Raw genomic sequence first — 21718 nt, 5'->3', positions numbered from 1 at the left:
CGGCCAGACGGAAACGGCCGCCAACGCGCCTCAGGCGCCCGCTGTGGGCAGTCGGAAGGCGATGTCCGCGGTGGTGCCGCTGGCCGTTTTGTCGAGCTCCATCGAGTCGCTGAGCACCTCCATCAGCGGCAGGCCGCGTCCGCCGTGGCCCGGGGGGATGGCAGGCGTTTTCCACGAACCGTAATCGGTGATCCGGGTGCGCACTTCGCCGTCGGCGATATCGACCTCGAGCAGCATGGTTCCGGCGGCGAATCCACGGTAAGCGTGCTCGACGCAGTTGGTGCACGCCTCGTTGATGACCAGCACGATATCGGCGGCCCGGTCCTCCGGCACGCCGCCGGCGTGCAACCAGTCCGCCAGCCGATGCCGGATGAGGACCAATTGGTCCGCGGTGGCACCGGTTTCGATCCGCAGGGGCGTGTGCAGGTGTCGATAGATCACCATCGCGACGTCGTCGTCATATCCCGCTGCCGGAGCGAGCTTACGCAGCACCTCATCGGCGACGGTGTCCAGTGGCGACGTCATGGTCTGCGCCAGAACGTCTGCCGCACGGGCGATTCCGTCGTCAATGGACTCATGCTTGCGTTCGACGAGCCCGTCCGTGAACAGCATCAGCGTAGAGCCGGGCGGCAGCACCTGGGTGGTCTGCGGGCGCGGCTCGGTGCGGCGGACCGCCAGTGGCACCGATGCGGCATCGGTCAACAACATCGTCGTGTCGGGCTCCGGGCCGGCCAGCACGGCCGGCATGTGGCCGGCGTTGCTGTACTGCAGCACCCCGGTCTCGGTGTCCAGGATCGCCAGAAACACGGTCGTGCAGTACGCGTTCGGGATGAGTGAGGTCGCCGAGTCCAGCTGGTCGAGCAGCACGGCGGGCTCGGCGCCGTTGATCAGCAGCGCCCGCGCGGAACTACGCAGCTGACCCATGATCGCGGCCGCCGGCAGGCCGCGCCCCACGCAGTCTCCGACGACGATGCCGATGTGGTGCTCACCGATCGGCAGCACGTCATACCAGTCACCGCCGATCTCCAACGGCGGCACTGCGGGTTCATAGCGAACGGCGAAGCCCGGCGGTGGCTGAACCGGCGGGAGCATGGCCCGCTGCAACGTCAGCGACGTCTCACGCGCGCTCTCGAACTGGCGCACGTGCTGCATGGCCAGACTCAGGTGGCCGATGAGCACGGTGACCAGCAGCCGATCTTCCCCGCTGACCCACCGAGGGGTGCGCAGCTCCAGCCACAACGCCAGGTCTCCGGTACCGGAGAGCACCGCGACCAGTCCCTGCGCCTTACCCGGATTGTCAGGTGCTTCAATGGTTTTCGCCGTCAGTGGCAGTTGGTGACGCGCGTCTTGAAAGGTGTTGCGCAACCACGGGTCCAGCTTGCGCCATGACGAGGCCGAGGGCTCGCCCGCCACCTGCACCGTCGGATCGCTGTCGCCGTTGGGCCACGAGACCGCGATCACCCGTTGTACATCGATCGCCGCGCTGCACTCGTCGAGCGTGATCGAGAGCAGCTCGTCCACGCTCTTGGCCACCGCCACGGCAGTGGCCAGCCGCAACACCGCACTTTCCCGGGCCGCGAAGGCGCGCTCGGCGGTGACGTCGCGGATCGTACCGACGTAGGCGTCTCGATCGCTGCCGGATTCCTTGACCGCGTTGATGCTTACCTTCACCCACGCCAGGTGGCCGTCGGCATGGCGGATCGGTGTTTCGTAGTCGGCCTGGCCGTGGTTCAGCACCATTGATATCTGTTCGCCCGCCGTCTTCGTGTCGACCAGCCAGGGGTGCGGCCACTTGTACGGCAGGCCCTCGTTGGGAAATCCGAGGATCTCGATGAAGGCATTGTTCATCTCGACCACGGACCCCTCGTGATCCGCCACGAAGAAGCCTTCCTGCAGCGAATTCACCAGTGCGGTGCGGAATTTGTCGCGGTCGGCCAGCCCCTCCGCGCGGGCCCGCTGTTCGGCGTAGCGCCTGTTGCCGTCGATGAAGCCGCGCGTCGCGACGTCAAGCGGAACCAGCAGCTGCAGCAGGAACTCGAGCGCGATCGGCGCATCGATGCGCACGTCTTGCGAGATTTCGAAAACCAGCCGGACATGCTGCTCGACGATGTCTAGCAGGCTGATCTGTTCCCGCAGGGCCTTGCGCCCGAGCTCGTTGCCGATCGACAGGCTGGCCTCGTCATGTGAGTCCAGATAGGCGCGTAGCGCGGCCTCGTACTGCTCGTGAAAGTCGTTGTGGCCGCTCAAATCGATACTCCCCTGTGACGCGCCGCCAGCACCATCGCATCGTCGGTCTCTTTCGCGTCCTTGCCGAGGAGCCCCTCTGCGATAGCGACAGCGGTGGCCGAGAAGTCGACGTGGTCCAGGTAGTCTTCGGCAATTCCGTCGGTGCTCATCACCAGCAAATCGCCGGGGCGTATCGAAACCACTTGCGCCGGCCTGATTTCCGGAATTCGATAGCCGACGATGCCTCCGCTCAGCCGTGCGCTGGACCGAATCTGGATACCGGTCGGCGCCTTGGCCACCAGGTCGGCGGTGACATTGCCGACGCCGGTCCAGGCGAGCGTGTTGGCGGCAAAATCCACCCGCGCCAACGTCATTGCGACCCCGCGGGTGCCGGCCAACACACGGTGGCAGAGCTGGATCAGCACCTCAACGCGCTCGGAGCTCGAGTGCGTGACCACGTCGACGGCACGCAGCGCGGCCTCCGCGGCGGCCGGCCCATGGCCGAGGCCGTCGACCACCCCGAACAACGCGGCCTCACCGCCGAGATCGACTGCGATACCCCGGTCACCAGAGGTGTATTCGCTGGGCAAAGGCCGCCCCGCCCTTGCCCATTCGATAGGTCCGAAGCGGCCGCTCTTATGCACGAGGGGGAACCCATTTCCACATTTCGATGACGGTTCCCTGCCCCAGGGTGGACTCGACGACCAACCGGTCCATCAGGCGGCGTGCGCCTGGCAAACCCAGGCCCAGCCCGCGTCCGGTCGTGTAGCCGTCTTCCATCGCGCGTTCGACGTCGGCGATGCCGGGGCCCTGGTCCTCGGCGCGCACCACCAGGGCCTTGCGTCCCTCCCGGTCGGCGATGGCGACCCGGACGGCGCCGCGGCCGGCGTAGCTGGTGATATTTCGGGCGATCTCGGAGATCGCCGTGGCGATCATGGTGACATCGGTCAGGGAGAATCCCAAATCAAGGGCGAGCACGTGTCCGGCTTTGCGGGCTTCGACGATGTCGTCGGGATGATCTATGGCGACGACGATATCAGCCGCCACCGTCGAGCCCGATCGTTGACTTCCCCACTCCGCCTTGGCGATTCAGCAGCGCGAGGCCTTCTTCAAGATCCAGTGCGGTGTTCATGTCATCGAACGCCAGACCAAGCTGGACCATCGCGAAGGCAACCTCGGGCTGCAATCCGACGATCACGGTGTCCGCGCCGCGCAGCCGCGTCATGTGCGCGATCGTCCGCAGCGACCGGGCGGCGAACGAATCCATCACGTCGATGGCGGTGACGTCGACGATGATGCCCTGCGCGCGGAACTGGCTGACCCGCTCCATCAGGTCGTAGCGGAGGCGCTCGGCGTCGGAGTCGGTGAGCGCAGCCTGTACCGACGCGATGAGGATCGAGCCCTGTTTCAGGATCGGTACTGGCATGGGGTGCTCGTGTCGATGGTGGTTATCCGGTCTGCTCGCCCGTGCGGGTCACCTCATAGCCCAGCAGGCGTTCGGCTTCCTCGATGCCGCCCTGCAGGTCACCGACGGCGTTCATCTTCGACAGGTCCAGGCCGATCGTCACCAGCGTCAGCGCGATCTCGGAGGACAGGCCGGTGATGATCACGCTGGCGCCCATCAGGCCGGACGCGTCGACCGTCTGCACCAGGTGGTTGGCCACCGTCGAGTCGATGGTCGGCACACCGGTGATGTCGATGACCACCACTTTGGCGCGGTTCGCGCGGATGGCCCGCAGCAGCTGTTCGGTGACCTGGCGGGCGCGCTGGCTGTCCAGCACGCCGATGATCGGCAGGATCAGCAGCTGTTCACGCACCTGGAGCACCGGCGTCGACAGCTCGCGGATGGCCTCCTGCTGCTGACGGATGATGCGCTCGCGTTCCTGCACGAAGCTGACGCCCACGGTGTTGGCGATGCGGTTGGCCGCGGGCTCGTAGGCGTCGAGGACGCGGTTGAGCATCTCGAACTCGGTCTGATACTTCTCGAACAGCGAGCGGGCGAGCACGTCACGCAGCAGCAGGACGATGCCGAGCACCTCGTCGGTCTCCACGCCCCGCGGAATGATGCGTTCGGACAGGTCACGCGCGTAGGCCTGCAGCGCCTCGACGCTACCGGTCTCGAGCACTTCGACGTAGTTGTCATAGACGGCCGTCGCCTCGGAGAAGAGCTCCTCGGGCGTCATCGCGGTGAGCAGCTCGGCCTCGGTAATCCGGCGGGCCCATTCCTCCCGCAGGACGGTTCGATTCTGCCGCAGATGCTGAACTAGCTGGGGAAGGAGACCCTCACTGGAGATGCCGACCGTCTGTGCAGCGGTGCCGGTACTGTTGAAATCCGACGGCGAATCTGACATCTGGCCTCCCGAGTGCCACGTCGCGCCCTGCGGTCTGCAGTTCCTTTTGCGAGACTAGCGTGGGTTGTCGCCGGGCACGTGTAGAGGGCATATTCTTCTCGCAGTTCGGTAACGCAGGCTAGGGTTGAACCACGCCACGGCCCAGGACAAAGGATTGCCATTGTCAGCTCCTGATTCGATTACCACGTTGGTTGAGGACCACGACGGCGTATCCGTGGTCAGTGTCAGCGGCGAAATCGATTTGGTAACGGCTCCTGCCCTGGAACAAGCCATCACCGCCGTCGTCGCGGACAGCCCCACGGCGCTGATCATCGATCTCTCCGCGGTGGAATTTCTCGGCTCGGTCGGCCTGAAGATCCTGGCGGCGACCTACGAGAAGCTGGGCCGGGAGACCGGGTTCGGTGTGGTCGCACGCGGCCCGGCCACCCGCAGGCCGATCCATCTCACCGGCCTGGACAAAACCTTCCCGCTGTACCCGACGCTCAACGACGCGTTGACCGGGGTGCGGGACGGCAAGCTCAACGGCTAACGATCCACCCCGGCGGCGCCCGGGTCCGCGTCGCACGCCCGCCCCGCCATATCCATCGCTGCCCAACAACATCTTTGGCGCAGATGCGGCGGGTCCGAACTCGCATCGCGTCGATTTCGGGACTTATTCCGAGTTTTCCCGAGGCCGCCGCGGGCCCGGAAGCGCTCTTCGCACCCGGCCCAGGTGCGATGATCAGGGCTATGGACGTCGACGATCCGCAATCCGATCAGCGGTGGGATCACCGTGAGCGGGGCGAAACCGAAGTTCAACGGCTGGACCGAAATTGGAACAGCCTGCTGCAGGAGCTGCGCGTGGTCCAGACCGGGGTGCAGCTGCTGACCGGCTTCCTGCTGACCCTGCCGTTCCAGCAGCGCTTCGACGTGTTGGGGCCGCCGATGCGTGTGGTCTATCTGGCCACCGTGGTGTGCGCGGTGTGCGCGAGCGTCTTACTGATCGCCCCGGTCGCCATGCACCGGATGCTTTTCCGGCGTCACCGGCTCCAAGTCCTCGTGTCGGCCGCGCACCGCTGTGCCTACGCCGGGCTGACCTTGCTCGGTCTGGCGGTGATCGGCCTGACCACGATCATCTTCGCCGCGGTGGCCGGGCGAACCGTGGGCCTGATAGCCGGAGCGTGTGCGCTGCCGCTGTTCACCTTCTTCTGGTGGGTACTGCCGCTGATGCTGCGGACGCACGGCGAGTGAGGCGAACCCTTCGGTCAGCGGCCGGGCGCGAGCGCCGCGATGCGGGTGGAATCCAGGTGTTCGAGCAGGTCGCGTGGATCCGCGAAGACGGGTTCGGCCCCCGCCTCCTGCAGCTCCGCGCGGGCGATGCCGCCGCTCAGCACGCCGATGCACGGCAATCCCGCGCCGGCCGCGGCGTGCGCGTCCCATACGGCGTCCCCGACGAACACCGCCTGTTCGGCATCCACGCCGGCGCGGTCCAGGGCCACCCGCACGATGCCGGGTTCGGGCTTGGCCGTGTCGACGTCGCGCGACGACGTGGTCTCGGAAATGACATCGTCGCAATCGAGCACCTTGCGCAGGATCTCGAGTTCGTCTTCGGGCGCCGAGCTGGCCAGAACGACCTGTAACCCCAGCGCGGCGACGCGGCGCAGCAGGTCGCGGGCCCCGGGCAAAGGTTGCAGCAGCGGCGTGATCTCGCGGTAGTACTCGCTGTGCTTGTCGCTGAGGCGCTCCTGCACGTCGGCCGGTGCGTCATCGGAGAGCTTCCGTACCAGCCGGGATCCGTCCATGCCGATGCAGCGATGGATTTGCCAGGACGGCACCACCATGCCTTCGGTGTCGAACGCCCGCTGCCAGGCATGGACGTGCAGGTAGTTGGAATCCACCAGGGTTCCGTCGACGTCGAAGAGGACGGCGGGGGTACCGCCGCGCGCTGTCAGGGCCGGCTCCCGGCGTCGGTCTCGGGCAGCATGCCCGCGTGCGGTCGTGAAGTCATGTGCCCGGCATACCCAGGCCGGGCACGGCTGACACGGCCGGTCTTTCGTTTGGGCCCCGGGCCGAGGGGTACGCCTGGATAGTGTTCCGCGACATCGGGGCGGTTCCGTTGCGCCTGTCGGCGGAGCCGGCCACAACGGTATGTAGTGCGAATAACGCTGGTACACAATAGTTCTCGACAAGGGATGACATTGGATTATCGCAAGAACGCCCCGGTTGACCATGTCCGTACCACTCGTCAGCACGCCGGCGGAGCCCTCAACGACGGCGCCAACGCCCCAGGCCTCACCGGTTCGGCCCTCGCGGTAATCGCCCTGACCGTCGGCCTGTTCGCCGTGGCGGCCGGGCATCTGGTGAGCGGCGCCGTCGCCCTGATCGTTGCCGTCATACTGGGTGCGCTCAGCGCGGCCTGGCTGCTGCGCGCCCACCGCAAAGTCCGCGACGCCGAACTGCGCTGGCACGCCGCGCATTCCGACCAGCCTGCGCCACCGCCCAGCAGCTGAGCTCTCCCGGCCACAGCCCGCCATGCGGCGGGCTGTGGCCGGCCTGACACACCTCGGCAGCGCACAGGTGCCGGTGGCACACGCCTGATCCTCGCGATGAGCCGGTGAATCCGGCACTTTTTCGGTCGCATTGGTGTAGCACACCCCCGAACGGGGTACAGCCTGCGCCACGGGTGAGTACAGGAAAGTGCGTCAACCCGTTCCATAGCAGGAAGGAACACCCATGGCGACCACCACTGACTACGACGCACGCCGTGTATCCGACGCCGACACCCAGGACAAGTCCCCCCTACGCGAACTGGCGCCCACCCTGCAAGGGGCTGCCACCACCGTGGTCGACGAGGACCCCAACGATGTGCACTTCTTCGAACTACCCGGCGCCGACCTGTCCGGGGAAGAGTTGTCGGTGACGGTGATTCCCCAACGGGCCGACGAGTTCACCTGCTCGAGCTGCTTTTTGGTGCAACACCGCAGCCGGATGCGCGCCTCCAGCTCCGGGCTCCCAGTGTGCGCCGACTGCGCCTGACGCCGCTTCGGCGGAACGCCCCTCGGACCGGGCGAGCCGCCCCGCGCGCCATGAACCTGCGCTGGATTGCGCTGGATTGTCAGTGGCATCCACTAGGTTCATCGGACAAATGGAGAAGGTACTAGGGTCGCTCCTCCTGCTGGGCTTAGCGCTCCCTTGGTATTTCACGCAGAAGGCGACCGGCAGCCTCCCGGCGGGATGCCTCGCCGGACTCTGTGGGCTCGCCGGCGCCGTGGCGATCTTGTGGTGGTTGTCGATACAGCGGGACCGCCACCAGGCCGACGCGCACCGGCGCCGCGATGTCAGATTGACGAAATCCGGGCTGCGGGCGATCGACCGGATGTCGGGCACCGAGTTCGAGGAATTCGTTGCGGCGCAGCTTCGCGTCGCGGGCTACAGCGTCACCCCGACCGCCAGCACCGGTGACTACGGCGTGGATCTGATCGCGAAGAAAGACGGCGCCCGCATGGCGGTCCAGTGCAAGAGGCTGGCGAAGGCCGTCGGCGTGGCCGCGGTCCAGCAGGTGGTGGCCGGGGCGGCGCACCACGGCTGTAGCCGGACGGTCGTCGTGACCAACCAGACCTTCACCAAGGCAGCCCGCCAACTGGCCACCACCCACCATTGCCGGTTGGTCGGGCGCACCCAGTTGCAGAGCTGGACGCGAATCGCGACCATTCCCCTGCGGCGTGCACCGCGCACACCGACGGCCGCGCCGCACGCGAGGCCGGCGCGGCTGGAACCGGAGTGGGACGCCTAGCGAGATGCTCTGGGCCACAGCATTTCAGCCCGCCCCGGTGCCGTCACCGCCCGGTTGCATCCTCGATCACCCGGCGCGCGATTTCTCGCAGCGGGGTGTTCATGCTCTGCGACAGTTTGATCAGGGTGTTGAAGGCGGTCTTGTCGTCGAGGTCATAGCGTTCGATGAGGATGCCTTTGGCCTGACCGATCGTGTCGCGGGTGCTCAGCGCTTCCTTGAACTGTTGGGTGCGCACGACGTTGCTCCATGCCAGGGCGCCCAGCGTCGCGAAGATGGCGGCAATTCGACGGGAGTCTTCGGAGAAGGCGTGCGGGTGTTCGGCGTAGAAGTTCAGCGCCCCCATGCTCAGTTCGTCGGCGAACATGGGCAGCGACAGGACGCTGCGAATCGGCGTATGCGCGAGCGCGTCGGCCTGGTACTTCGGCCAGCGCGCGTCGGTTTCCAGGTCGTCGATGACCACGACCTTCCGGGTCCACGCGGCGTGAACGCAGGGTCCTTCCAGGTGGCGCTGCTGGAACTCGTCGAGCAAGCGGGCGCAGTCGTGGGTCACCGACGGGGTGCTGACCTCGTTCTGCCGGCTGGTGACGGTGATCCCCGCTTCCTGAGCTCCCGGCACCCAGCGCGTCGCCGCCCTGGTCAGGTCGTCCAGCACCTGGGGGAAGTCGCTGGCGTCCGCCGAATAGATGGCCCGCAGAACGTCGGTGAGCAGGGTGAGATCGTCGATATTGGTCACTGAGTGTCGCCTTTGGGGATGAGACCGGTTACAGGCAATTCCGCGCGCCGTTTTCTGCAGCCTGCGGCCTCGCGAGGCGATCACTTGTTAGTTATTACGGCGACGAATGTCAATGCTGTCTGCTTAGCATTACGTGAGATCCACTATATCGGCCCGGTTTTGGGTGATTGCGCCCGACACCGGGCTGGCCAACGTATGCCCGGCTGTCCGGGTGACCGCCTGCGTCAATCCGGGTTGCGCGGGCGAAGGCAGGTGGTAGCGTCCGGCGCACCGGCTGACTTTGGAGCGACGATGGTGGCACCCGACGACGAGTGGAGCAAACCCGCGGCCCTGGCCCTGCCCAAGGAAGGCTACTTCGAGCTCGAACGCGGCCGGTACGGGCCGTTGTATCCGCGCACCCCGGCTTGTTACGGCTTTTCCATCATCGCCAAGGTCAAGGAAGGCCGCGAAGAAGCCGTTCGCGCCTATGGCAAACAAATCGAAGATGCCGTCAAGGCGAACCCGGAAGTGCTGGCACCGCTGCGGCTGCACTACCTGCGTTGGCAGCTCTTCGACATCGGGTCGGGGCTGCACTTCCAGTACCAGGGCATCTTCGACACAGACTTCGACAAATACACCGAGGACGCGGTCCATCTGTTCAGCCAGACCGGGATCACCACCGTCTTCACCAACCTCGAGGGCTTCCCCGAAGACTGGCGAGAGAACCCGGACGCCTTCGTCAAGTTCGTTCGCGAGCACCACTGCCCGAGCTTTCTCGAATACGGGGAGTACCCCTTCGTCACGGCCGACGAGATCAAGAAGGCGTTGCGGCTGAAAGCCGCCTTCGGCACCATGCTGGATCAGATGCAGTGACGCCCACCGGAGCGTGCAGATGCTTGAGCTTGACGACATTCAGCACATCCTGCTGACCCGTACGCCGGCCCTGACGGGACGTTACGAGTTCCTCTCGTTCGCGAATCCGGTGGGCGCCCGCGCCTGGCTGTCCGAACTGGTGGATGTAGTGGAGTCCGCCGCTTCGGTGCGAGACACCATGGACCACACCAAGCGCTGGGTCACGCTGGGTTTCACCTGGAACGGGCTTCGGGCGCTCGGTGTGCCCGAGGACGCCCTGGCGACCTTTCCGGAGGAGTTTCGGCAGGGCATGGCCGCCCGGGCCGACATCCTCGGCGACACCGGACGAAACCACCCCGACAACTGGATCGGAGGATTGGCCAGCGACGACCTGCACGCGATTGCGATTCTGTTCGCGCGAGACGATGCGGAGCACGCCCGCACCACCCGGGCCCACGACGACCTGGTCCAGAGATGCGACGGCGTGCGCCGGTTGTCATATCTGGATCTGAACGCGACACCCCCGTTCGACTACGCCCACGACCACTTCGGCTTCCGGGATCGGTTGTCGCAGCCGGTGATAGAGGGCTCGGGCGAGCAGCCCACGCCCGGCTCGGGCGCGCCATTGAAACCCGGCGAATTCATCCTCGGTTATCCCGACGAGGTCGGCCCGGTGCCAAACTCACCCCAGCCGGACGTGCTTTCGCGGAACGGCACCTACGCGGCATACCGGCGACTGCAAGAGCACGTCGCGTTGTTCCGCGACTACCTCCGTTCGCATGCCCGCACGCCCGACGACGAGGAGTTGTTGGCGGCGAAGTTCATGGGCCGGTGGCGCAGCGGTGCTCCATTGGTTCTCGCGCCGGATAAGGACGATCCCGAGCTGGGCGAGGACCCGATGCGCAACAACGACTTCAACTACAAGGAGATGGACCCGCTCGGCTACGCATGTCCCCTGGGCGCCCACGCTCGGCGGCTCAACCCGCGAGACACCGCGCATAACATGAACCGGCGAAGGATGATTCGCCGTGGGGCCACCTATGGACCGGCGCTTCCCGACGGCGCACCTGATGACGGAGCGGACCGTGGCATTGCCGCATTCATCATCTGCGCCAGCCTGATCCGCCAGTTCGAATTCGCGCAGAACGTCTGGATCAACGACCGCACGTTCCACGAGCTCGGCAACGAGCACGACCCTATCTGCGGAAGACAAGACGGCACAATGGAATTCAAGATACCGAAGCGCCCGATCCGCCGAGTTCTCAAGGGCCTTCCAGCGTTCACGACGCTGAGCGGCGGGGCGTACTTCTTCCTTCCGGGTATCAACGCCATGCGATACCTCGCGGCGCTCGACTGACGACCAGGGACCACCATGAGCACGTTGCCCGCAGCACGCACCTACAACCAAACCCACCTCGTTCGCCCGCGCACGGGCGGACGACGCATCAGTATCTACTGGACGTGGAGTTATCCGTGGGAATCCCAGCGCGACATCGCCACGCTGGACAACCGCTTTTCGACGATGACCGAAGTGCGCAGAGCGGCATGGCCCCGCTACGAGGGACCCGACTGGGATGAGGCGAACTTCCTGCAGGGGATCGCCGGCACCTTGGAGCTCTTCCATCGCTCGACGTTGGACTTCCAGGAACTGGCCGGCGGCGCGACCGGCCATCCGGTCGCGGTGTTCCAGCGCATCGACCAAGCCGGCTATCAGCAGCTGATCGACGAACGGATATTGGCCGACACCGACACCCTGATGGTGTTCGGGCTCGACCATCTCGTCGGCGACGAGGACGCCCGGGCCGAAGAGATCGCCGCCCTTCGGGAGTGGCTGAAACGCGAGGGCACCTGCCTGCTGCTGGCGCCGCACCACGACGTCGGCTTTACCGAGGACCCAGCGCAGCGGGAGATCGAATACCAGCACCACGGGGACCCGCTGGTGCCACGACAGCAGCGATTCACCGCCTACACGCGCTCGTTGATGACGGCGCTCGATGTTCCCGTGTACAACACGTGGGGGTTGCGTCCCGCTCTGGTGGATGGGACCGACCAGATCGCGCCACTCACCATGTTCCGCGATCTGGACGCGCCGGGGCTGCTGAAGAACGTCACGACGCTGAACTTTCACCCGCACCTGCCGCACTACGAACTCACCGCTGCCGAAAGCGACCTGTTGCGCGTGCTCGGCAGGCAACGCGTGGACCCGCAACGGCCCCATCCCTTCACCGCGGCGGGTAACAGCGAATTCAATGCGTTGATCTGGATGCCGCCGGCCGCCGAACGAGCCGGTGACATCGTGCTCGTCGACTCCACGAATTTCACGACGCTGTTCGGCGGAACGGACAGCCTCAAAAACTTCTGGCACAACTTGGTGACGATGAAGTGATGGTGTCCGAGCTCGCGGCCGGCGCCATCACGCTTCGGGCCCACACCCGGCGTCGCCGCGAACGGCTGCCAGTTTTGAGTCGGGGTGGCGGGATTCGAACCCACGGCCTCTTCGTCCCGAACGAAGCGCGCTACCAAGCTGCGCCACACCCCGCTTGAAGCTTCGACAGCCTATCGCACCGAGCTATCGGGAGGCCAAACCGCGGTGGGGCAGGTCACTTCCAGGAGCACGATCGCTCGAACTCGACCAGCGCCTCGGCCGGTCCCACCGGGTCCAGCCCCTGCGCCGCCAGCCACTCGTCGCTGAAATAGGTGTCGCGGTAGCGGTCGCCGCTGTCGGCGAGCAGCGTGACCACCGAACCGCTGCGGGCCTCGGCGACCATCTCGGCGAGCAGGCCGAATGCGCCCCACAGGTTGGTGCCCGTCGACGGCCCGACGCGGCGCCCCAGCACGGCGCTGACGTGGCGGGCGGCCGCGATCGACGCAGCGTCCGGGACGGCCACCATCCGGTCGACCACGCCGGGCAGAAACGACGGCTCCACCCGTGGCCGGCCGATGCCCTCGATGCGCGACGAGGTCGGCATCACGACGTCGTCGCGGCCCTCGGCGTAGGCGGGAAAGAACGCGGAGTTCTCTGGGTCGACGACGCATAGCCGGGTGGCGTGCCGTCGGTAGCGGATGTAGCGGCCGATCGTGGCGCTGGTTCCGCCGGTGCCCGCCCCGACCACGATCCAGTCGGGGATGGGATAGCGCTCCTCGCGCATCTGCTCGAAGATCGACTCGGCGATGTTGTTGTTGCCCCGCCAGTCGGTGGCGCGCTCGGCGTTGGTGAACTGGTCCAGGTAGTGCCCGCCGTTCTCCCGCGCGACACGCTCGGCCTCGGCATAGACCTCGCTGGAGCTCTGCACGAAATGGCAACGGCCGCCGTGGGATTCGATCAACGCCACCTTCGACGTGCTCGTCGCCGCGGGCATCACGGCGACGAACGGCAGGCCCAGCAGCGCCGCGAAATAAGCCTCCGACACCGCCGTCGAACCCGACGACGCCTCGACCACCGTGGTGCCCTCGTCGATCCAGCCGTTGCACAGTGCGTAGAGGAACAACGATCGGGCCAGCCGGTGCTTGAGGCTGCCGGTGATATGCGTTGTCTCGTCTTTGAGGTACAGCGCGACGTCGGCTCGCGCGCTCCATGCGGAGGGCAGCGGGTAGCGCAGCAGGTGGGTGTCGGCGCTGCGCCGGGCGTCAGCCTGGATCAGCCGGATCGCGTTGTCTGTCCAGCTGCGTGAGCGGCTGCGCACGGCGATCCGGGTCTGGTCGGTCAACGCACCGATGCTGTTGGCTGCGAACGGCTCAGGTCACTGGCCGCGTCGCGGTCGCCCATCGGGGTGGAAATCAACGTCAGCAGGGTCGCCTCCGGCCGGCAGCAGAATCGCACCGGCGCGAACGGCGAGGTGCCCATCCCGGCGGAGACGTGCAACTGCATGTTGGCGCCCCAGCGCGACGGTCCCTTCGCGCGCGAGCGGTCCAGACCGCAGTTGGTCACGAGCGCGCCGTAGAACGGCAGGCACACCTGGCCGCCGTGGGTGTGTCCGGCCATCACCAGCTGATAGCCGTCGGCGGCATAGCGGTCCAGCACCCGGGGCTCGGGCGAATGGGTCAGTCCCAGCCGCAGATTCGCGGCCGGGCTGGCTGGGCCCGCGATGGTTTCGTAGCGGTCGCGGTCGATGTGCGGATCGTCCACTCCCGCGGCGGCGATGTGCAGACCCGCCACTTCGAACTCGCGCCGGGTGTGGGTGAGGTCGAGCCAGCCGCGCTCGGTGAACGCAGCCCGCAGGTCTTGCCAGGGCAGCGGTTCACCGCGAACCCGGTGCGACGGGTTGGTCACGTAGTTCAGCGGGTTCTTCGGCCGCGGCCCGAAATAGTCGTTGCTGCCGAACACGAATACTCCCGGCCGCGACAGCAGGTCGCCCAGGGCCTGGATGACCGCCGGGACCGCCTTGGGGTGGGCCAGGTTGTCGCCGGTGTTGACCACCAAATCCGGTTCCCAGCCCGCCAGTTCGCGCAGCCACGCCTGTTTGCGGCGCTGGCCGGGCGTCATGTGGAGGTCGCTGATATGCAGCACCCGCAGCGGGGTCGAGCCCGGGGTCAGCACGGGCATGGTGATCTCGCGCAGGACGAACGCGTTGCGCTCGATGACCGCGGCATAGCCGAGGCCGGCGACGCTCGAACCGAGCGCGGCGACGCCGGCACGTATCAGGACGGGCAAAACATCAGCCATGCTGGCAGCCTACTGCCGGTCGCGGACTGGCAGCGTATCTCTTGGGTCACGACGCCAGCCGTACGACGATGCAGCCCGCGAAGGGGCTGAGGAGGCCTACGGCAGTCACGCCTAGGGGGGCGGCTGACCGGGTGGCGGCTGACCGGGTGGCGGCGGCGGCGGTGGCGCCAGCAGCGGGATCGTGATCGGCGGCAGACCCGGAATCTCGACGACCTGCGAGCCGACCGGCGGCGGTGCGCCTTCCGGTGGCGGCGGCGGGGCGGGCGGGATTCCGTTGCTGACCTGGATGGTGATGATCGACCCCGGAATCGTTGCGCCGTTGGGGGTCGTCCCGACCACCTCGCCCTGTTTGGCGCTGCTGTTGACGAAGTTGTTCTGGTCGGCGACCTGGAAGCCCGCCTCCTTGATGCGCTGGCGCGCCGCGTCGATATCCAGGCCGGCGACGCTGGGCACCCGGGAGCCCGGTGCCCCGTCGACGTAGCGAGGGTCGGTGGGCGGCAACTGCACCGGCCCGAAATTGGTGGCGATCGGCTTCATCGCGGTGAACCACGTCCGCGCCGGCTCGTTACCGCCGTACAGGTCGCCTTCGCCGCAGTGGCGCAGCGGGGAGGAGCACAGGTCGGTGGGGGTGGTGGAGTCGTCGTAGATGTAGTTGGCCGCCGCGTAGTGGTTGGTGAAGCCGACGAAGCCCGACGAGCGGTGGGCCTCGGTGGTGCCCGTCTTACCGGACATCGGCAGGTCCCAGCCCGCGGCGCTGGCCGAGCCGGCCGCCGTGCCGCCGCCCAGCGCGTCCTTGCTCATCGCGTTGGCCATGGTGTTCGCCAGGCCCTCGGGCACCACCTGATCGCAGGTCTCGGTGGTCACCGCGACCTCGTTGCCCTTGCGGTCGACCAGCTTGTCGATGGGGTTGGGCGGGCACCAGGTGCCGCCCGAGGCGAGGGTGGCCGCGACGTTGGACAGCTCCAGCGCGTTCACCTCGATCGGGCCCAGCGTGAACGAGCCGATGTTCTGCCGTTTGACGAAGTCGGCCAGGCTCTCGTTGCTGTCGGGGTTGTAGTCCCGGGCGGTGCCCGGATCGGCGTAGGACCGCAGCCCGAGTTTGATGGCCATGTCCACCGTGCGCGTCACGCCGACCTGCTGGATCAGCTTGGCGAACGCCGTGTTGGGTGAGGTGGCCAACGCGTCGGTGACGTTCATCGACCCGCGGTAGTTGCCGGCGTTGACGACGCACCAGTTGTCCTTCGGGCAGCCCTTGGCACCACCGCTACCCATGCCCTTGGCCTGGAACCGGCCCGGCACCTCGAGGGTCGCGTTGGTGCCCATGCCCATGTCCAGGGCCGCGGCCGTGGTGAAGATCTTGAACACGGACCCCGCGCCGTCGCCGACCAGCGAGAAGGGCTGCGGGCGCATGGTTTGGCCGGCGTCGACGTCGAGCCCGTAGGTGCGGTTGCTGGCCATGGCCATCACCTTGTGCGACGTCTTGCCGGGCTGGATCACGCTCATCACGCTCGAAATGCCCGGAAGCGTCGGGCTGGCGAACTTGTCGATGGCCGTCTTGACCGGGATCTGCACGTCCGGGTCCAGCGTCGTCTTAATCAGGTAGCCGCCCCGGGCGACCTGTTCCTTGCTGATGCCGGCCCGGGACAGGTACTCCTGGACGTAGTCGCAGAAGAACGCGCGGTCGCCCGCCGCGATGCAACCGCGGGGCAACTCGTTGGGCTGCGGCAGGATGCCCAGCGGCGCCGCCTTGGCGGCGCGCAGTGCCTCCTCCTCCTGCGGGATGTTCTCGATCATGGTGTCCAGCACCAGGTTTCGCCGTGCCAGCGCGCCGTCGGGGTTGATGTAGGGGTTGAGCGCACTGGTCGACTGCACCATGCCCGCCAGCAGCGCCGCCTGCTGCCAGTTCAGGTCGGACGCGTTGATGCCGAAATACGTCTGGGCGGCGTCCTGCACGCCGAACGAGCCGTTGCCGAACGAGACCAGGTTCAGGTACCGGGTCAGGATCTCCGGCTTGGTGAAGGTCTTGTCCAGCGTCAGCGCCATGCGGATCTCGCGCAGCTTGCGGGCCGGGGTGGTCTCCACGGCCGCGCGCTTCTCGGCGTCGGTTTTCGCCGTCACCAGCAGCTGGTAGTTCTTGATGTACTGCTGCTCGATGGTCGAACCGCCGCGGGTGTCTACGTCGCCGCGGGCATAGCCGGCCAGACCGGTCAGGGTGCCTTTCCAGTCCACCCCGTTGTGGTCGGCGAACCGCTTGTCCTCGATGGAGACGATCGCCAGCTTCATCGTGTTGGCGATTTTGTCGGTGGGCACCTCGAACCGGCGCTGCGAATACAGCCACGCGATGGTGTTGCCCTTGGCGTCGACCATCGTCGAGACGGCCGGCACCTCGCCCTCGAGAAGCTGAGCCGAGCCGTTGGCGACCACTTCCGAGGCCCGATTGGACACCAGTCCTATCCCGCCGGCGAAGGGGAACAGGAGTGCCGTGGCGACGACGCTGGCCAACAAACAGAGCCCCGCAAGCTTGAGGATCGTGAGCGCGGCCGGGGGGCGGTCTGACATGGGTACTACAGTAGCGGCCCCCAGTCACGCCGCCACGCTGCGCATTCACCCGACAATTTCGTCAACTCAGGACCGCGGGCGGCGGGCGCGAATTCGCAATTGCGTCACAGGTCAGAAGGGCAACGGGGGTGTGCAAGATCACTTCTTCGCCTATCGTTTGGTACGAGGCTGGACGCTCGTCCCAAAAAAAGCGTTATCGGACTGTTGCGCAATTGCCACCTGACCACCTAACTTAGACACACGGTGAGATTCAGGTAACACCGATGTACATAGTGTGGCGTAGATCGCTAGCCCAGGATCTGCACCCGAGGAGGGCGGCCGTGACGGGCGGCCGGTAGGGAAAGGGAACAGTTCGTGTCACCAATACGGCCGGCGGCGCGTAGGACAAACATTGCAGCCGCACAAGGGGTACTCCACAGCGTCGATGCCGAAGAACGGATCGCGTGGGTCTCGAAGGCGTTATGCCGGACTACCGATCCCGACCAGCTGTTTGTCCGCGGTGCGGCCCAGCGTAAGGCGGCAGTGATCTGCAGGCATTGCCCGGTGATGCAGGAGTGCGGTGCAGACGCGCTGGACAACAAGGTCGAGTTCGGGGTCTGGGGCGGCATGACCGAGCGGCAGCGCCGCGCCCTGCTCAAGCAGCACCCCGAGGTGGTGTCCTGGGCGGACTTCTTCGACAAGAGGCGGACCCGCAGCGTCGGCTGACCCTTCGCCGGCCGCTTGTGATTACGTTTCTGTTACGGCAGACCGGAGCGAGGAAGTTGGGAGTGATTCAGCGGGCCGCTGCCCGGCCGTCACCGACCGAAGTGATCTGATCGGCCAGTGCGCGCAGCGCCTCCAGATCCGAGACATCGAACGGCAGCGACGGAACGCCGATGACCGGCACGTGCGGATTGGCGCCGGTGAACCGGGAAAGCAATCTGATCTCTCGCTTGGCGGTCTGCGCCCGGTCGGCGTGAATCTTCAGCACCGCCGAGGCCAGCGACGCCGCCTCGGAGTCGGCGTCGTGGTCCAGCATTTCGCTGCCGTCGATCGCCCGCTCGGCCGGCAGGGAGCACAACGGCGGATGGGTGCGGTTGAGGACCAGCCCGGCAAGCGGCATCCCTTCCTGCGACAGCCTGTCGACGAAGAAGGCCGCCTCGCGCAGCGCGTCCGGCTCGGCGGCCGACACCACAACGAACTGCGTCCCACGCCTTTTCAGCAGCGCGTAGGTGCGATCGGCCTTCTCGCGGAAGCCGCCGAAGGTGGCGTCCAGCGACTGCACGAACGCCGCGGCGTCGCCGAGCATCTGTGAACCCAGGATGGTCGAGATCGCCTTCATCGCCAAACCCATTGCGCCGGTGACCAACCGCCCGATGCCCCGGCCCGGCGCCAGCAGCAGCCGCCACAGCCGGCTGTCCATGAAGCTGCCCAGCCGTTTCGGCGCGTCCAGGAAGTCCAGCGCGTTGCGCGACGGCGGGGTGTCGACCACCACCAGGTCCCAGCGATCCTCGGCCAGCAGCTGGCCCAGCTTCTCCATCGCCATGTACTCCTGCGTGCCGGCGAGTGAACTGGCGACCGTCTGATAGAACTGGTTATCCAGAATCGCTTGTGCCCGACCGGGTCCGGAGTACTGGATCACCATCTCGTCGAAGGTGCGTCGCATGTCGAGCATCATCGCGTGCAACTCGCCGGGAACCTCCGCCGCCAGCGGGACGCGCTGCGGCGTGTTACCGAGATCGCTGACCCCCAGCGCCTGGGCCAGCCGCTTAGCCGGATCGATCGTCAAAACGCAGACATTGCGGCCGTACTCGGCGGCGCGCAGCGCGATAGCGGCCGCGGTGGTGGTCTTGCCCACCCCGCCCGCGCCGCAGCACACCACGACACGATTGGTGGTGTCGGCCAGGATGGCGGCCATATCAAGCTGTTTGGGCGTGGCGCTCATCGAACCCCCTGCTGTGCAAGCGATTCCGACAGCTCGTAGAGGCTACCGAGGTCGACCCCGTCGGAAATGGCCGGCAATTCCAGTCGCGCCACCTTCAATGCATCGAGCTGTTGCGCGATCTCGGCGCGCGTAGCCACGACTGTGGCATGCTCGATGGTCTCCGTCAGCAGGCCCGCGAAGTCCTTGTCGTTCAAGCTGATTCCGGACTTTTCCAATCCGGCCCGCACCGAGTCCGCGTCGACGTCCCCCTCGGCGGCCTTCGCCAGATCGGCCGGCTGCAGGTAGGAGGGGATGTTGCGGTTGACGATCACACTGCCGATCGGCAGCCGCATCTCGGCTAGCTCCTCGATGGCTTCCAGCGTCTCCTGGATCGGCAACGCCTCCAGCAGGGTGACTAAGTGAATGGCCGTCTGATCGGAGTGCAGTAGCTTCACCACACCGTCGGCCTGCGAATGCACCGGTCCGCCCTTGGCCAAATCGGACACCGCCTTGGTGACATCCAGGAAGCGCGCGATCCGTCCGGTTGGCGGGGCGTCGACGACGATCGCGTCATAAACCGGGAGCCGACTCTTGTCGACCCGGATCACCGTCTCCTTGATCTTGCCGGTCAACAGCACGTCACGCAGACCCGGCGCGATCGTCGTCGCGAACTCGATCGCGCCGATGCGGCGCATCGCGCGGCCCGCAATGCCCAGGTTGTAGAACATGTCGAGGTATTCCAGGAACGCGGCCTCGATGTCGATCGCCAGGGCGTTGACCTGACCGCCGCGTTCGGCGGTCGCGATCTTCACCTCCTGATACGGCAGCGGCGGGACGTCGAAGAGTTGCGCAATCCCTTGGCGGCCCTCGACTTCCACGAGCAGAACCTTGCGGCCCCCGGAGGCCAGGGTCAGCGCCAGCGCGGCCGCGACGGTCGACTTGCCCGTGCCGCCCTTGCCGGTCACGAAATGTAAACGGGCCTTCGTCAAGCGCGCAGGCCAGCCGACGGCAGCTCCGCCGCCCGATGTGGTTGCCACCTTCGCATGCTAGCCCGACCCGATAAGCTCGCGGCATGAGCCAACCGACCGCATGGGAGTACGTCACGGTTCCGCTGCTGACGCATGCCACCAAACAGATCCTCGACCAGTGGGGTGCCGACGGCTGGGAGTTGGTGTCGGTGCTGCAAGGGCCGACCGGCGAGCAGCACGTTGCGTATCTGAAGCGCCCCAAGTAAAGGCTCGGGTCCGATGAGTGCTTCGGCCCGGCTCGGTCAGCTCGGCCTCGCGCTGCCGGAGGTGGTTGCGCCGCTGGCCTCCTATGTACCGGCGGTGCGCACCGGAAACCTGGTCTACACCGCGGGCCAGCTCCCGATGCAGGACGGCAAGCTGTTGGCCACCGGCAAGGTCGGCGCCGGCGTCAGCGCGGACGAGGGCAAGGCGATGGCGCGGGTCTGTGCGCTCAACGCGCTGGCCGCGGTCAACTCGCTGGTGGGCATCGACGAGGTGACCCGGGTGGTCAAGGTGGTCGGATTCGTCGCCTCGGCCCCCGGATTCAACGGCCAGCCCAGCGTCATCAACGGGGCCTCCGAGCTGCTTGGCGAGGTGTTCGGCGAGCAGGGCTCGCATGCGCGCTCGGCGGTCGGCGTCTCCGAGCTGCCACTGGATGCGCCGGTGGAAGTGGAGCTGATCGTCGAGGTCGGCTGACGCCGTGACCCAGGCCGCTGAATCGCTCACCCATCCCGCGTACGCCAAATTGCGGCCGGTCACCGAGACCGCGTCGGTCCTGCTGGCCGATAACCCCGGGCTGCTCACGCTCGAGGGCACCAACACCTGGGTGCTGCGCGGCCCGCGCAGCGACGAGCTGGTCATCGTGGACCCCGGGCCCGACGACGACGAGCACATCGCGCGGGTGGCCGCGCTCGGCCGCATCGCCCTGGTCCTGATCAGCCACCGGCACAGCGATCACACCGACGGCATCGACAAGCTGGTCGAGCTGACCGGCGCGACCGTCCGCTCGGCGGGCAGCGGTTTTCTGCGTGGCCTCGGCGGCGAGCTGACCGACGGCGAGGTGATCGATGCCGCCGGACTCAAGATCAAGGTCATGTCGACTCCGGGCCACACCGCCGATTCACTGTCCTTCCTGCTAGACGACGCCGTGTTGACGGCCGACACCGTCCTGGGCCGCGGCACGGCCGTCCTCGACAAGGAGGACGGCAGCCTGACGGACTACCTGGAATCGCTGCGGCGGCTGCGCGGCCTGGGCGGGCGGACGGTGCTGCCCGGCCACGGCCCGGACCTGATCGATCTGGAAAGGGTCGCGCAGGGGTATCTCGAACATCGGCGGGAGCGACTGGATCAGGTGCGATCGGCGCTGCGAGAGCTGGGGGAGGACGCCGGCGCCCGCCGGATCGTCGAACGCGTCTATGTCGATGTCGACGAGAAGCTGTGGGAGGCCGCCGAGTGGTCGGTGCAGGTGCAGCTGAATCACCTGCGCTCGGAGCCGTCGGCGTAACTGCGTTCGCATAAGTGACAACCGCCCCAGGAGTCCCGGGCCTGGAGGGATTCAGTGCTTCTGAAGTGCGCTAGCGCCGGCGCTAGCACGTTTTGAAGTCGCCTCATGGGTGGCGGGGCGGTGCGGATGAGACTGGTGTGGCGAAGGCCGGGCGGGCCGCGCGCGCTTA

Annotated in this window: 24 protein-coding genes and 1 tRNA gene; 12 read left to right on the top strand and 13 right to left on the bottom strand. The window is 66.8% G+C overall.

Features of this window, described 5'->3' with window-relative positions; all coding sequences use genetic code 11:
- Nucleotides 1-30 precede the first annotated feature (30 nt).
- Genes ACZYVJ_RS12770 through ACZYVJ_RS12750 form a run of 5 tightly spaced genes read right to left on the bottom strand, consistent with a single transcriptional unit; the run spans nucleotide 31 to nucleotide 4577 of the window.
- A complete protein-coding gene (locus tag ACZYVJ_RS12770) occupies nucleotides 31-2247 on the bottom strand; it encodes a SpoIIE family protein phosphatase (RefSeq protein WP_463831320.1) in 2217 nt (738 codons plus the stop codon).
- Nucleotides 2244-2816 carry a SpoIIE family protein phosphatase gene (locus tag ACZYVJ_RS12765; RefSeq protein ID WP_463831319.1) on the bottom strand — a complete coding sequence of 191 codons (573 nt, stop codon included), beginning with the start codon at nucleotides 2814-2816 and terminating at the stop codon, nucleotides 2244-2246. Before ACZYVJ_RS12765 ends, ACZYVJ_RS12770 begins: the two co-directional genes overlap by 4 nt.
- Before the next feature lie 46 nt (nucleotides 2817-2862).
- The gene (locus tag ACZYVJ_RS12760; protein WP_463831318.1) at nucleotides 2863-3273 is read right to left on the bottom strand and encodes an ATP-binding protein; all 411 of its coding nucleotides are present in this window, start codon (nucleotides 3271-3273) and stop codon (nucleotides 2863-2865) included.
- Nucleotides 3263-3652, bottom strand: a complete 390-nt coding sequence (locus ACZYVJ_RS12755) for an STAS domain-containing protein (protein ID WP_112634042.1) — start codon at nucleotides 3650-3652, stop codon at nucleotides 3263-3265. Before ACZYVJ_RS12755 ends, ACZYVJ_RS12760 begins: the two co-directional genes overlap by 11 nt.
- A 22-nt stretch (nucleotides 3653-3674) precedes the next feature.
- Nucleotides 3675-4577, bottom strand: coding sequence for an STAS domain-containing protein (locus ACZYVJ_RS12750; RefSeq protein WP_065054536.1), 903 nt, complete (start codon nucleotides 4575-4577; stop codon nucleotides 3675-3677).
- Between the two features lie 160 nt (nucleotides 4578-4737).
- Here ACZYVJ_RS12750 and ACZYVJ_RS12745 point away from each other — a divergent pair, with 160 nt between their 5' ends.
- Both ACZYVJ_RS12745 and ACZYVJ_RS12740 read left to right on the top strand, forming a co-directional pair.
- Entirely contained in the window at nucleotides 4738-5106 is a 369-nt protein-coding gene (locus tag ACZYVJ_RS12745; RefSeq protein WP_463831317.1) for an STAS domain-containing protein, read from the top strand.
- Nucleotides 5107-5306: 200 nt separating this feature from the next.
- On the top strand, nucleotides 5307-5807 hold the full coding sequence (locus ACZYVJ_RS12740) for a DUF6328 family protein (RefSeq protein ID WP_463831316.1): 501 nt from the start codon (nucleotides 5307-5309) through the stop codon (nucleotides 5805-5807).
- Nucleotides 5808-5821: 14 nt separating this feature from the next.
- On the opposite strand, the gene ACZYVJ_RS12735 is transcribed toward ACZYVJ_RS12740, so the two are convergent.
- Entirely contained in the window at nucleotides 5822-6508 is a 687-nt protein-coding gene (locus ACZYVJ_RS12735) for an HAD family hydrolase (RefSeq protein WP_463832970.1), read from the bottom strand.
- 240 nt (nucleotides 6509-6748) lie between these two features.
- On the opposite strand from ACZYVJ_RS12735, the gene ACZYVJ_RS12730 reads away from it, so the two are divergent.
- The 3 genes from ACZYVJ_RS12730 (at nucleotide 6749) to ACZYVJ_RS12720 (ending at nucleotide 8349) form a co-directional block, all read left to right on the top strand.
- Nucleotides 6749-7066: a hypothetical protein gene (locus tag ACZYVJ_RS12730; protein ID WP_463831315.1), complete on the top strand. Its 318-nt coding sequence runs from the start codon at nucleotides 6749-6751 to the stop codon at nucleotides 7064-7066.
- A gap of 223 nt (nucleotides 7067-7289) precedes the next feature.
- Nucleotides 7290-7592, top strand: a complete 303-nt coding sequence (locus ACZYVJ_RS12725) for a DUF4193 domain-containing protein (RefSeq protein ID WP_463831314.1) — start codon at nucleotides 7290-7292, stop codon at nucleotides 7590-7592.
- Nucleotides 7593-7701: 109 nt separating this feature from the next.
- Nucleotides 7702-8349, top strand: coding sequence for a restriction endonuclease (locus tag ACZYVJ_RS12720; protein ID WP_463831313.1), 648 nt, complete (start codon nucleotides 7702-7704; stop codon nucleotides 8347-8349).
- A gap of 43 nt (nucleotides 8350-8392) precedes the next feature.
- On the opposite strand, the gene ACZYVJ_RS12715 is transcribed toward ACZYVJ_RS12720, so the two are convergent.
- Nucleotides 8393-9082 (bottom strand): GAF and ANTAR domain-containing protein, encoded by a 690-nt coding sequence (locus ACZYVJ_RS12715; protein ID WP_463831312.1) that lies wholly within the window; start codon nucleotides 9080-9082, stop codon nucleotides 8393-8395.
- 291 nt (nucleotides 9083-9373) lie between these two features.
- On the opposite strand from ACZYVJ_RS12715, the gene ACZYVJ_RS12710 reads away from it, so the two are divergent.
- From ACZYVJ_RS12710 to ACZYVJ_RS12700, 3 genes are read left to right on the top strand one after another with little or no spacing between them, the layout of a single operon-like run.
- Entirely contained in the window at nucleotides 9374-9934 is a 561-nt protein-coding gene (locus ACZYVJ_RS12710; RefSeq protein WP_463831311.1) for a hypothetical protein, read from the top strand.
- A 19-nt stretch (nucleotides 9935-9953) separates the two neighbouring features.
- On the top strand, nucleotides 9954-11270 hold the full coding sequence (locus ACZYVJ_RS12705) for a Dyp-type peroxidase (protein WP_463831310.1): 1317 nt from the start codon (nucleotides 9954-9956) through the stop codon (nucleotides 11268-11270).
- A 15-nt stretch (nucleotides 11271-11285) separates the two neighbouring features.
- The gene (locus tag ACZYVJ_RS12700; protein ID WP_463831309.1) at nucleotides 11286-12299 is read left to right on the top strand and encodes a hypothetical protein; all 1014 of its coding nucleotides are present in this window, start codon (nucleotides 11286-11288) and stop codon (nucleotides 12297-12299) included.
- A 79-nt stretch (nucleotides 12300-12378) separates the two neighbouring features.
- Here the strand turns inward: ACZYVJ_RS12700 and ACZYVJ_RS12695 are convergent.
- From ACZYVJ_RS12695 to ponA2, 4 genes are all read right to left on the bottom strand, one after another.
- A tRNA-Pro gene (locus tag ACZYVJ_RS12695) sits at nucleotides 12379-12452 on the bottom strand.
- Between the two features lie 61 nt (nucleotides 12453-12513).
- Entirely contained in the window at nucleotides 12514-13620 is a 1107-nt protein-coding gene (gene cds1 / locus ACZYVJ_RS12690; protein ID WP_463831308.1) for an L-cysteine desulfhydrase Cds1, read from the bottom strand.
- Nucleotides 13617-14576, bottom strand: a complete 960-nt coding sequence (locus tag ACZYVJ_RS12685; RefSeq protein WP_463831307.1) for a metallophosphoesterase — start codon at nucleotides 14574-14576, stop codon at nucleotides 13617-13619. Before ACZYVJ_RS12685 ends, cds1 begins: the two co-directional genes overlap by 4 nt.
- Before the next feature lie 111 nt (nucleotides 14577-14687).
- Nucleotides 14688-17135, bottom strand: a complete 2448-nt coding sequence (gene ponA2, locus ACZYVJ_RS12680) for a transglycosylase/D,D-transpeptidase PonA2 (RefSeq protein ID WP_463831306.1) — start codon at nucleotides 17133-17135, stop codon at nucleotides 14688-14690.
- Between the two features lie 354 nt (nucleotides 17136-17489).
- On the opposite strand from ponA2, the gene ACZYVJ_RS12675 reads away from it, so the two are divergent.
- Nucleotides 17490-17840, top strand: coding sequence for a WhiB family transcriptional regulator (locus ACZYVJ_RS12675; protein ID WP_463831305.1), 351 nt, complete (start codon nucleotides 17490-17492; stop codon nucleotides 17838-17840).
- 67 nt (nucleotides 17841-17907) lie between these two features.
- Here the strand turns inward: ACZYVJ_RS12675 and bagB are convergent, their stop codons facing one another.
- Together bagB and bagA are read right to left on the bottom strand one after the other, a co-directional pair.
- Nucleotides 17908-19059, bottom strand: a complete 1152-nt coding sequence (bagB, locus tag ACZYVJ_RS12670; protein WP_463831304.1) for an ATPase BagB — start codon at nucleotides 19057-19059, stop codon at nucleotides 17908-17910.
- The gene (gene bagA, locus ACZYVJ_RS12665) at nucleotides 19056-20075 is read right to left on the bottom strand and encodes an ATPase BagA (RefSeq protein WP_463831303.1); all 1020 of its coding nucleotides are present in this window, start codon (nucleotides 20073-20075) and stop codon (nucleotides 19056-19058) included. Before bagA ends, bagB begins: the two co-directional genes overlap by 4 nt.
- 35 nt (nucleotides 20076-20110) lie before the next feature.
- Here bagA and ACZYVJ_RS12660 point away from each other — a divergent pair, with 35 nt between their 5' ends.
- Genes ACZYVJ_RS12660 through ACZYVJ_RS12650 form a run of 3 tightly spaced genes read left to right on the top strand, consistent with a single transcriptional unit; the run spans nucleotide 20111 to nucleotide 21549 of the window.
- Nucleotides 20111-20272, top strand: a complete 162-nt coding sequence (locus ACZYVJ_RS12660; RefSeq protein ID WP_007772224.1) for a DUF4177 domain-containing protein — start codon at nucleotides 20111-20113, stop codon at nucleotides 20270-20272.
- A 13-nt stretch (nucleotides 20273-20285) separates the two neighbouring features.
- Nucleotides 20286-20741: a RidA family protein gene (locus tag ACZYVJ_RS12655; RefSeq protein WP_463831302.1), complete on the top strand. Its 456-nt coding sequence runs from the start codon at nucleotides 20286-20288 to the stop codon at nucleotides 20739-20741.
- A gap of 4 nt (nucleotides 20742-20745) precedes the next feature.
- Nucleotides 20746-21549, top strand: coding sequence for an MBL fold metallo-hydrolase (locus tag ACZYVJ_RS12650; RefSeq protein ID WP_463831301.1), 804 nt, complete (start codon nucleotides 20746-20748; stop codon nucleotides 21547-21549).
- Nucleotides 21550-21718 lie beyond the last annotated feature (169 nt).

Source organism: Mycobacterium sp. IDUB_3, assembly GCF_055419585.1.
Note: the sequence above shows the minus strand (reverse complement) of the source record. Positions and strands in the feature narration are given on the sequence as shown.